Origin of the sequence: Zymomonas mobilis subsp. mobilis ATCC 10988, assembly GCF_000175255.2 — a bacterium.
In the GTDB taxonomy this organism is placed as follows: Bacteria; Pseudomonadota; Alphaproteobacteria; order Sphingomonadales; family Sphingomonadaceae; genus Zymomonas; species Zymomonas mobilis.
On record NC_017183.1, the window covers coordinates 21,904 to 32,283 of the forward strand.

At 42.8% G+C, this 10,380-nt stretch carries 10 protein-coding genes and 1 pseudogene; 6 read left to right on the plus strand and 5 right to left on the minus strand.

The genetic code is table 11. The annotated features are described in order from the left end of the window. The first annotated feature begins 486 nt into the window (after positions 1-486). Positions 487-1,566 (plus strand): type II toxin-antitoxin system antitoxin DNA ADP-ribosyl glycohydrolase DarG, encoded by a 1,080-nt coding sequence (gene darG / locus ZMOB_RS09320; RefSeq protein ID WP_014466454.1) that lies wholly within the window; start codon positions 487-489, stop codon positions 1,564-1,566. Positions 1,567-1,880: 314 nt separating this feature from the next. On the opposite strand, the gene ZMOB_RS09325 is transcribed toward darG, so the two are convergent. Genes ZMOB_RS09325 through ZMOB_RS09335 form a run of 3 tightly spaced genes read right to left on the minus strand, consistent with a single transcriptional unit; the run spans position 1,881 to position 3,131 of the window. After that, entirely contained in the window at positions 1,881-2,144 is a 264-nt protein-coding gene (locus ZMOB_RS09325) for a helix-turn-helix domain-containing protein (protein WP_014466455.1), read from the minus strand. A 5-nt stretch (positions 2,145-2,149) separates the two neighbouring features. After that, positions 2,150-2,656: a hypothetical protein gene (locus ZMOB_RS09330; protein ID WP_014466456.1), complete on the minus strand. Its 507-nt coding sequence runs from the start codon at positions 2,654-2,656 to the stop codon at positions 2,150-2,152. A 25-nt stretch (positions 2,657-2,681) separates the two neighbouring features. Continuing rightward, complete coding sequence (locus tag ZMOB_RS09335; protein WP_014466457.1) at positions 2,682-3,131, minus strand: helix-turn-helix domain-containing protein; 450 nt, start codon at positions 3,129-3,131, stop codon at positions 2,682-2,684. A gap of 491 nt (positions 3,132-3,622) precedes the next feature. Here ZMOB_RS09335 and ZMOB_RS09345 point away from each other — a divergent pair, with 491 nt between their 5' ends. The 5 genes from ZMOB_RS09345 (at position 3,623) to ZMOB_RS09360 (ending at position 6,977) form a co-directional block, all read left to right on the plus strand. Next, positions 3,623-3,940 (plus strand): hypothetical protein, encoded by a 318-nt coding sequence (locus ZMOB_RS09345; protein WP_014466458.1) that lies wholly within the window; start codon positions 3,623-3,625, stop codon positions 3,938-3,940. Between the two features lie 124 nt (positions 3,941-4,064). Continuing rightward, positions 4,065-4,316, plus strand: coding sequence for a GapR family DNA-binding domain-containing protein (locus tag ZMOB_RS09350; protein ID WP_014466426.1), 252 nt, complete (start codon positions 4,065-4,067; stop codon positions 4,314-4,316). Positions 4,317-4,422: 106 nt separating this feature from the next. Next, positions 4,423-6,180 (plus strand): helix-turn-helix domain-containing protein, encoded by a 1,758-nt coding sequence (locus ZMOB_RS09355; RefSeq protein WP_014466460.1) that lies wholly within the window; start codon positions 4,423-4,425, stop codon positions 6,178-6,180. Positions 6,181-6,392: 212 nt separating this feature from the next. Beyond that, the gene (locus tag ZMOB_RS10010; RefSeq protein WP_080558566.1) at positions 6,393-6,542 is read left to right on the plus strand and encodes a type II toxin-antitoxin system HicA family toxin; all 150 of its coding nucleotides are present in this window, start codon (positions 6,393-6,395) and stop codon (positions 6,540-6,542) included. Positions 6,543-6,551: 9 nt separating this feature from the next. Next, positions 6,552-6,977 (plus strand): type II toxin-antitoxin system HicB family antitoxin, encoded by a 426-nt coding sequence (locus ZMOB_RS09360; protein ID WP_014466462.1) that lies wholly within the window; start codon positions 6,552-6,554, stop codon positions 6,975-6,977. Positions 6,978-7,206: 229 nt separating this feature from the next. Here ZMOB_RS09360 and ZMOB_RS10605 read toward each other — a convergent pair. After that, positions 7,207-7,874 (minus strand): annotated as a pseudogene (locus tag ZMOB_RS10605) (IS5 family transposase). 1,706 nt (positions 7,875-9,580) lie between these two features. Next, the gene (locus ZMOB_RS10470; protein WP_221624978.1) at positions 9,581-10,075 is read right to left on the minus strand and encodes a hypothetical protein; all 495 of its coding nucleotides are present in this window, start codon (positions 10,073-10,075) and stop codon (positions 9,581-9,583) included. Positions 10,076-10,380: the final 305 nt, after the last annotated feature.

A 10,380-nucleotide genomic window follows, 5' to 3' on the forward strand; every position in this document is an offset into this window, starting at 1 on the left:
GTGTCCTTGGTCAAGAAATAGTGGTAAAATTATGTCTAATGTTGCCAAAAATCTCGAATTGACTTAAATGTGGAGTTCTGCGTTGAAATGCGTTGGGTGGAGAAGAATAATTTTATTAGATTATCTGCTTTATAGGCCTAAATACAGGCATTTATGACCTGTCTTGCGTCATATTCCGATGCGTAAAAATCGGGGGGCAAATTTACCGCGGGTTTCGGCTGGCATCGAACGCAAAGGGTCTGAAAAAACATTTCTGAAATAATATTGCTAACGTTTCGTTAGACATTTTTGGGTAAATTTTAGACATAAAAAATCTGTCAGTTGTGCCTCACGCTTGATAAGCGAGGCAGATGCGTTACCTTCATACCATTCACATGATGGCGATCGAGATAATTAAAATAAAGGCTTTTTTGCAATACGTATAAACGCATATAGCTAAATACGTATTTAAATTGATAGCTACGCCCGACCGGAATGGTATTTCTGATGATTATCTTCACGCAAGGCAACCTACTAGAAGCTAAAGTCGAGGCTCTTGTTAATACCGTTAACACCGTCGGTGTGATGGGTAAGGGTATTGCGCTCATGTTTAAAGAGCGCTTCCACGAGAACTTTCGCCTGTATTCTGCTGCGTGTAAGGCTAAGGAAGTTCAAATCGGTAAGATGTTCGTTACTCCAGTCTATGAACTAGGGGAAACACGCTGGATTGTGAACTTTCCGACTAAACAGCATTGGCGTAATCCGTCACGAATAGAATGGATTATAAAAGGCTTACAGGATCTACGGCGTGTCCTGCTCGAAAAGAATATAAAATCTATTGCTATTCCTCCTTTGGGTGCTGGCAATGGCGGGCTTTCATGGAAAGATGTTCGTGGACAGATCGAGTTGGCCTTAAGTGATCTCGATATTGATATTTTTGTGTTTGAGCCGACTACCCAATACCAAAACGTGGCTAAGAGGACAGGCGTAGAAAAACTAACGCCCGCCCGCGCGTTAATAGCTGAATTAGTCCGTCGATACTGGGTAATGAGTATAGAGTGTAGTTTGCTTGAAATTCAAAAGCTGGCTTGGTTTCTTCAGAGAGCTATTGAACAGTATTCTCCAGATAATAATCCACTGAATTTAGATTTTCAGCCACATAAATATGGTCCTTATACTCATCAGCTAAACCACTTGTTGAATAATTTAGATGGGAGCTATCTTCATTCTGATAAACGTATCAGCGATAGCGACCCGCTGGATGTCATTTTATTTGTTGATAAGCGCAAAGACGATTTACAGGCTTATTTGAAAAGTGAGGCCAAGCCTTACAGGCAAGCATTAGAATCTGCCGCCATGCTTATTGATGGTTTTGAGTCCCCCTTTGGGATGGAGCTGCTGGCTACAGTTGACTGGCTGCTAACTCGCGAAAATATAGAACCTAATGTGTCAGCTTTACGTAAGGGATTGCGTTCTTGGCGAGGTGGTGCAGATGCGGCCTTGCGTAAAGATCGAATTTTTAATGACCGATCTTTGGGAATTGCCCTTGATCGCTTAACTAAAATCTCTACGCCTGTAATGGCGTAGAGTGTCTTATCTCTTCTTTATTGAGGAAGCTATTAGGCCGAAATAGTCATCTGTTTTCAATTAGGTAATTATCCATAACGCCTAAAATAAAGGTTTTTTATAAATGGAGATACGTCTTAACGTATATAGCTAAATACGTATTTAAGTTAATAGCTATATTTGTATTTACGTATTATGTAGCCTGATGCTACTTATATGATATTCGGTTAGCTGGGAGAGATAATGTAAAGATACAGCCCGTTATTAACAGAAGGTTGAATGCCAATTTCACAGGAATTGCAGCGGTTAGAAAGAAAAGGGCTTTTGGTTCTTAATTAAAAGAAATCGGGTGGAGGTGCCGGTGCCGGAACAGCATTTGCGTCGAATGCGAACAAGGCAAATTGCAACCAAGAGGGTTCTCGTTTTACTATCCCATTTTCAAAGCGAGAAATCGATTGTTGTGTAGTGGTGAAAATAGCACCTCGCTTTTCAGCTTCCTTAGAAACCATATCGGCTAGCTTTTGCGCACTCCATCCCCTTTTTATCCGAGACGCTCGAACAAACTCGCGGAGCTTATCTAAATCCGTTAAGTTATCCATCTGGCCTATTCGTTGTAAAGCAAAGGGTGAGATAACGCGACTGGGAATTTTTTTGCCAGTGAAGATGCAATATTTTGTTTAAGTGACCATGAGTCACTAAAGTCTACATCCAAAGGAACTAATAAACTCAAAAACAAGTTTTTGAGTTTATCTTCGCTTGGAAGAATTTCTTTATAGATAATTTTTTTATTATCATCTTCTGATATTGTATCAGTCGAAAATTTCGGTTCTTCTTCTTTTGTGAAAGAAGGTTTAGATACTACAAAATCTGTTAGTTTAGCCTGCTCCAACAAAGCTGCTTTTACATAATTCAGCCACAGAGGTATCGACTTTATTTTTCCATTTTCAAACAAGGAAATAGATTGCTGTTGTAAATTTAGTTTAACGCCATGACGTGCAGCCACCTGTTTTGCTTCGTCAGCTAACTTTGCTGCCGTCCAGTTTATACGTTTACGCTCATTTCTTATCCATGTGCGTATTTCGTCTATTTTTGAGATACTGGTCTGCGTCATAATATCTATTTATACCAAAAAGATATTACTGAAACAAACTTATCTGTTCCAAGCCTTTCGGAAGACGTTGCGCTAAAATACTGGCAATTTTTCGTTTTAATTGGGGTGTTATATCTTCCTCTACTGGAGTTAAAAGACCCAGAAACAATTTTTTAAGATCTTTTTCTTCCGGAAGGCCGACATTTTTTGATGCATTACATTTTGTTAAGGTAATGGAGTTCATCGTCGGAGAGATAGGGTTATTCTCAAATGCAGCCATTACATAAGGCATCCATGACGGAATGCTCTTAATTTGCCCAAGTTCAAAGGCAGAAATGGATTGCTGCTTAAGGTTACTTTCGACGTTTCTTTGTTTTGCAGCCATACGCGCTTCTTCAGCGAGTTTTGTTCGACTCCAGCCTCGTAGCTGTCGTTCTTCAAAAATCCACTTACGGAATTTTTCAACAGTTCTCAATTTTGAAGATGCTTCATTCATGCAGCGATTCTACAATTGAATCAGATCTCAAACACCTGAAAAACAATTGCATAATTTTTTATAAAACTGAAAAATGATTTTTTTATATTGCAAAAAATTGCAAATCATAATATCCACAATAAAATGCAATTTTTTGGATTCGATTTAACTATGTTTCTATCTTTAGAGAATTTCTTTCGGCAAGAGTCAATCAAAAATTTGACTGTGGTTTAGGTAAAAAGAAAAAAATCACAATTTTTTGTTGGTTAGATACAATTATATACTCAAAAAGGTAGATAAAATGATGGCAAACGAAGGTAAAGATATAAAGCCATCTACCATAATTCTATTTTGCCAACAGTTTGATTTGAAAAACAATAATCACGATTATTGTTCTCAATTAATAGGCCGTCAATCTCTAAAAATCTTTTTTAAATCTAGCACTAACAAGACAGCCATAGCTTGTCTTTCATTGGGGCGGCCAGTTTCCCTTCGGGTGAAGAGTAAGATCAATGACAATTAAAACAGCCGAAAATATGCCCTCCTTAATTGATGGCGAGATCAGCACATTCAAGCAGAAGATTAGCAATGCCATGTATCTTTATATGGGGCAGATGGAATGCGGTCTTCGCCTGTTGATGGATCGCTTGGAAGGTATTCGTCGGGCAGAAGAGACCCGCTCTTATGCTTTACTGGAAAATGTCTCAAAAGATGAATTAATAAGATTTAATACTGAAATATTAAGTCTTATCGAGGTGATTAAACGTTCGGCAACTACGGCCAATGAGGGCTTGAACGGCTTTATCCAAAACTTTGGTTCGTCTTTATGACCCATTGTTTTTTCAGCCTTTCCTATTTGGAAAAGACCTGTTCTGTTTCCGTCAGTTCTAACCTTGGGCTTCAGACCGAGGCCTATTCGGCACCCCCTCATCTTCTCATTGGAGAGACCGTCTTATGAGTTCTATTCATGCGACCGAAGAGCTGACTGAAAAGCTCCAATCCATTATCCGTCTTGAAGAAGAAAAGGCGCGTTTGGATGGCCAGATTGCCGAAGCCTATCGTGATCTGAAAGGCCAGAAATACGACATCAAGAAGGCCAAGCTTGCGGTCAGCCGTTCGCGGAAAGGTCATCCTGAAAACTCTATTCGTATTCTGATCAACCAGATCGTCAATGATCGGGCGATGAGCCGGAAGCTTGTCCCGTGATCAGAACCGGCGCAGCCTCTTCCCTTTTATCTATTTCAAATTCAGGCCTGCCACAGCGGAGAATCTTCGCTGTGGCTTTTTTGCGTCCAAGACCGGAGCCCGCACAATGACCGCCTCTTCTTCTTCATCATCTCATTTCGTGGCGTCGTCTCCTATGGCTCCTTCACTTAATGCCGATCTGTCCTCTTCTGTGAACCTGTCGGACACCTCTCTTTTTTCTCCAAAGCCTGATCTCGCGCCTGCCCCATTATCCGCTGAGTTGTCTTCTATGTCGCCTAACCTTGTATCGCCTTTGGAAGCTGCTGACTTATCCTTAGCAATCTCCGCTTCGTCTTCGCCATCCTTGGCTTCTCCATTACGTGCTACCATCTTACCAGATTCTTCTACAGCTCCATTACCTTCATCTCCCTCCTCTCTGTCTTTTAAAGGTAGCCCTTTTGTGGACAGGTTAGGCCGTTTCAAGCGCGGCACTTATCGTTCAATGCTGATGCAGACGGGAATGTCCTACGACCATGCAAAAGACATGGCTGATCTTGCTGCTGAGGAATTTAAAAACGCCAAGAAAAGGGAGCCTATCGGTGCGACATATGACCACCAATCATCTTCCTTGGCCAATAACGTCGCCCCCGAAATTACGGCCTCAAATACCAATAGTGAGGTTACAGCCTCCGCATCAGATTTCGACGAAATCGAATATTTTGATCAGATGGTATCAAACGGCGTTGATCCTGAAACCGCTGCCGATATTGCCCGTAAAACAGCTATTGCCAGACGTAGAGACCCTCTCGAACGATCCACCCGCTATAAAATCCGCCGTCGGACTCCTGATCCGGTGCATCGGGATTCTTATGAGGTGGGCGAACGTGAGAAGTCGGTCTGGAAGCCGGTCAATCCGCAAGAGATCGGTGCCTATCTGGAAGCGGTCGATCAATATTCGATCAAAACTAAGGGCTTAAGCGATAAGGCCGTTCGCCTTCTAAAGATGCTGTTTCGGATGGTCGACTTTAAAACTGGCCGTCTGGAACCGACCCTTGATACTATTTGCGATAGTGTTGGCTATGCCCGTGCGACGGTCGTCAAATTGCTGCGACAGCTACAGGATTTAGGCTTCATCCGCTGGATACGCCGATCAATTAAGATCAAGGCGGACGGCAAAGGCCCCCGCCGCAAGCAGACCAGTAATGCCTACGGCTTCTTGTCTCCCAAGTCTTGGCCAGAGTTGGCCAGACAGGTTTTCGAGCGTGTCATGCGTCGGAGGAATACGCCTGTTCCTGATGATATTGACCACGCCCAAGAGGCGGATAAAGCTGAAACCAAAGCCATAATTGAAAACCTTCCCCCTGTTGAATTCATGAAAGAAATATCGGGGGCAAAAGCGCCTAATGCGCTCACAGATTCATTGATACAGTTAGCTAAATCTATCGAGCGGGCAGACCAACTGGAACAAGAAAAACAGGCTAAGAAGGCAGCACAGGCCGATCAGGAAAAGGTTAAAACATCTTCCAAAACCTCCAAGGAGGATACCTCAAAAAAGCCCCAAATTTCGGACAATCAACGCGAGTTCAATTCTTATACTCTATCCTGTTATAATTATTTAAATAATACCGGCGCTAAAAAATTTGAAACGACAGAAGAAAATAAAGACTGTCTCGCGCCTGCGTTAGCAGGAGCGACAGGCGTTATTTTAGACACGAAACCTGAACCTGACCGCTTCACAAAAGAACTTAATACCCTGAACCTCCGGCCTGATCAGGTAGCAACCATCATTCAACACAGGAACAAGCGGAGGGAACAGCGCATGATGCCCCTTTCACCAAAAGATATCGCCGACCTCCTCATTAAAACAAGACAGATGCGCCCATGACCCTGTCAGCTATCATTCTGACAGATCACCGTCTATTTATTCCTCCGGTGCTGTTCGCTTCGCTCACAGGCTTGGCGAGAAAGGAATTTGCCTTTCAGTAGAGCTATCTAATTTCTAAAAATTCGCATTATCGATAATGTAATAAAAAGCTAATTTTTAAAAACCAAATTATAGCGATTACATCAAATCTATGAATGTGTATAATACATAATATGAAAAGTCGTGATTTGATCAAAGAAGTTGAAAAAGCAGGATGGATACTCGACCGAACACGTGGCTCTCATCATATCACGATACCACATCCTAAAAAGGAACTTGGTGTTGGGCTTGTTCGGGCTATCCGTAAGCAAGCCGGATTGTAGGAGAAGTTTATGCGTTATCCTGTTGCTATAGAGCCAGATACAAAATCTACGGCTTTTGGTATTGTCGTACCGGATTTACCCGGTTGCTTCTCGGCTGGCGATACGATGGATGAAGCTATTGCCAATGCTGAAGAAGCCGCATCTGCTTGGATCGATGCCACATTAGATAGTGGTCAAGATATTCCTGTACCTAGTTCTATCTCAGATTTATATAAGAACCCTGATTATAAAGGATGGTCTTTCGGTTTTATCAATATAGATCCAGCTTTGTTGAGTGATAGGGTAAAGCGGGTAAACATTACTTTACCTGAAAGAGTTCTCGAACGTCTTGATCTCTTGGCCAAAAAGGCAGGAGAAACTCGTTCTGGTATGATCGCTTCTTTGACCTTAAAAGCTCAAAAACAAACAGATCATCATTCAGCTGTTATGATCTAACAAGTAGTAATCCAAATATAGTCCCATATATTTTATAGGGTATGTCGTAAAACCAAGAGCGCCGATTATTCGGCGCTCTTTTTTGTCGTCAAAGTTTTCCGTCTATTTTTCCTCGATAATTCAGGCCGGAAACGGGCGGTTTCCCTCGCTAGCCAGAAAACACCTGGTTCAGGAACAATAAACAGGGAATACACTCAGCATGACTTTTCTGAATGGTACGTACGAACATCTAGGTTCTGTTGACAAAGGAAGGCAACCACAATTTTACGGCCGCGATATGAAGGAAGGCGAGGAAAGATTTTCTGGTTTTGTCATAGCGTGTAGCAATACGTCTGGACGGCTTCAGCTTATTAAACATCCGCTCAATACAATGATGATCTTTGTCGTGCTGGAGATTATAAGGAATAGGCTTTTTTCGATTGGAACGAGGCGGGATAACAGGAAGAATGCCTCGAAAGGGTAGTTTTTCGCGTAACCTATTTATCAGCAAGAAAACAGCGGGGCGTTGTCACAGAGATATCTCAGCACCAGAATAATCAGAGACCGCACCACCGGTTAGCGCGAAAGCTAGAGGGCGACCTTGACCATCGGAACGGGCGCGAATGATCGTGCTATCTATCATATGTTGCCAGTCATCTGGTCAACCAGGGTTTCAAGAAGAGCGTCCCAGACACCCTGTTCCGACCACCTACGAAACCGAACATAGACCGAATTCCATTTCCCATAACGTTCATGCATGTCTCGCCACGGGCAGCCTGTTCGAATCACATGGAGCACATAAAGCATACCATTGAGAAATAACCGATTACTTTTGGCGGGACGCACGCAGCGGCCTCGTTCGCTGGGAATAAGACCCTCTATTATCTGCCACTCCGCGTCCCTCAGATCTCCTCGCATCCTGTCTGCCATACAAAACTTGTTCTCAATTTATCTCTAAAAATCTTAAATTACACTCTTTGTCAACAGAACCTAGTCATCAGCTACCTCTATTAAATAGTAAGCTATCACAGCGTGTCCGCTTTGCCGAGAGCGCATTGGATGGCCTGTCGGTATTCGATTATCCAGATAAACGTAATTTTGTGGCTGATGAGATCACAGCCATTAAAAATGAATTACTTGAGTTAGGGGCTTCATTATGACCAAAACAGCATCTTCAATCAGCTTAACGCGCCCGTCGCGTGCCGTTAAAAAGCCATCTTATGTTGATCAGTGGGTCGCAAAGTGGAACGCCGATGATAACGCAGAAAAGACAAATCGTTTTTGTCTATACCTGCAGACATTCATAGAAAGCTGAAACTTCAGGCCATGGATGAAGGGAAAATGATGATCACTCTAGTCCGTGAAATTTTAGCCGAAAAGTTCGTCTAGGTTTTGAGAAAATAAGCATTTTTTGCATCTTTTTTACGTTTTACAAAATGCGTTGAGCATGCGTTTATTTGCGAACAGTAAAAATGGGCATTTTTCTAAAAAAATTTGTGCTTTAAAGGCTATTTTACGCAATATTTTTTATTTTGCGTTGGATCAGAAATTGCGTAGAAAAGCGGCATGTATGGCGCGGAGGCTAGGGTTGGTCTACCGAACGCTAAGGGTATAATAAAAAAACACCTCTCTTGATATTTTTATATCAACTGATGGGTTTTGATACTGCTTCTTTAAAAAGAATTGATCCATTTCATCGGCGATAGTTTAGAGATCTACCTTTCCGAAAGCCAAAAGCTGCCTATACACCATCAGCCCAGAGATCCCTCTACAGCAAGAAAGAAGGTATATGACCAGTGGACCAAGAAGAGGAAGTATTTTACTCTGAGAAGACATCCTAATGCTTTTTGGGCTTACAATCTTCTATCCATAAACCTTGACTAAAAATGGATGATGCAGAAGATAGCCTCTATCTCTCCATCTTCTTCTGTAATGAAGGGCTGATTTACCAAACAGTTAAAGATCCAAACTTCTATCCAGCCTGTATATTCCATTGCATTTCCCTGATCCTTCTTACTAGCTGATTGCTATAATTATACCGGTCTTATTTTTCTCAAACTCTCTCTTTTCTAACTCCTCTGCCCATAGCTAACTGAAGCCCAATCCCGAGGATAAAAAAGAGGATATAGCTTTTGAGAAACAAGGGGTATTTTAACAGGAAAACAAGGGAAGCTACCAATAGACAAGGCTGCATAAATATGCATAAGAGATTTTCGGCCGTATTTCATTGAATAAAGCTATTTTAAGGCCGTATTTTAGGTTATTTATGGCTGTCCTGCATAAGATCAAAAAATGCATAAAAAGCGACCTATCTACGCCGAGGGCTTGGGTGGGACTACCACTCCAAATAGGTCAAAATCATTTTTCGTAAAATCCTGATGACATCGCCTCGAGTTATGAGTTTTGAAACTCTGAGTTAGGGGATTCGCAATCGACATAAATAAAGAGGGCATATGCTAATCTTTTTACGTTGGAGATAATAAAATGACGACTGATTCCTCGGCAGATCAAAGTCGAATTTCTATCAGCCATCTCATTGATCCCTAAGAGTTGTCGACCTTATTTTGTTCAATCTGGCTAACACAAAATCATTGTTTGAAGCACGACAAGGATTTTTTATCTGATCAAAATCCCAACTGCTTTGAAGCAGGGAACCCCCTCGATGGTTTGCAGGTCTTCTTTCCGTAGGGTGCAGATTTCGCCCAGCCATAGGCAGCAATAAGGGTCACAAGCCGGAACGTAGGTTCAGGCACCAAGGCACTATGCCAAGAAGCAGAGGCCAGCAATGCCAGTTCCTGTGGCGTCCAGCTTCGTCGTACGATTTTGGGGGCACTCTCAAAATGCCAGCCAGACCAAGGGTTCTTTGCCACCATCTCCCGTTGCACAAGTTGGTTCCATAGGGCGGACAGACGAAGCATATGGTTCTTGACGCTTTTATTGCTCATGGTCGGGAGACCATTAGACTTGGCTCTCTGTGCCTCCTGTTGCAGCGTCAGACTGCTTTTACCCTTGCCCAGTGTTGCAGGAAGGGCAAGAAGCAGGTCACGGAAGGCTCCAGCTTGGTGACCGCCGATGCCACTGACAGGCGTATCCCCAAAAGCCCTGATATAGAGGGCCACAGTTCTTTTGGTTGCCGGTGCTGGCCTTGGGATTGCTCAAGACAAATGTGCTAAGGCGTCGGAAAGCATGAGGGCAGGGAGTTTCTTTTCGGTGCTTCGATGTTTCCTGATGATCTTACAGGTCAGTTTCTCCCTCGGTTTTATGACCTTCCGTTTGGGGGCAGAGGTTGCCTTCGCTTCCTGAGCCATAACCTCAAGTTCCAGCGTCACCGGGCTTTGAAAGGTAAGAGGAGACGTCAGTTCCTTGCCTGAGAACCGTCCCTGCATATCTGGCCTTATGTAAGACTTCACCTGTGCGGGCATAA

Excerpts from the sequence above, each read along its gene's own strand:
- ZMOB_RS09355 (WP_014466460.1), top strand. The coding sequence starts at position 4,423 with ATGACCGCCTCTTCTTCTTCATCATCTCATTTCGTGGCGTCGTCTCCT.
- darG (WP_014466454.1), top strand. The coding sequence starts at position 487 with ATGATTATCTTCACGCAAGGCAACCTACTAGAAGCTAAAGTCGAGGCT.
- ZMOB_RS09360 (WP_014466462.1), top strand. The coding sequence starts at position 6,552 with ATGCGTTATCCTGTTGCTATAGAGCCAGATACAAAATCTACGGCTTTT.
- ZMOB_RS09330 (WP_014466456.1), bottom strand. The coding sequence starts at position 2,656 with ATGACGCAGACCAGTATCTCAAAAATAGACGAAATACGCACATGGATA.
- ZMOB_RS09345 (WP_014466458.1), top strand. The coding sequence starts at position 3,623 with ATGACAATTAAAACAGCCGAAAATATGCCCTCCTTAATTGATGGCGAG.
- ZMOB_RS09335 (WP_014466457.1), bottom strand. The coding sequence starts at position 3,131 with ATGAATGAAGCATCTTCAAAATTGAGAACTGTTGAAAAATTCCGTAAG.
- ZMOB_RS09325 (WP_014466455.1), bottom strand. The coding sequence starts at position 2,144 with ATGGATAACTTAACGGATTTAGATAAGCTCCGCGAGTTTGTTCGAGCG.
- ZMOB_RS10010 (WP_080558566.1), top strand. The coding sequence starts at position 6,393 with ATGAAAAGTCGTGATTTGATCAAAGAAGTTGAAAAAGCAGGATGGATA.
- ZMOB_RS09350 (WP_014466426.1), top strand. The coding sequence starts at position 4,065 with ATGAGTTCTATTCATGCGACCGAAGAGCTGACTGAAAAGCTCCAATCC.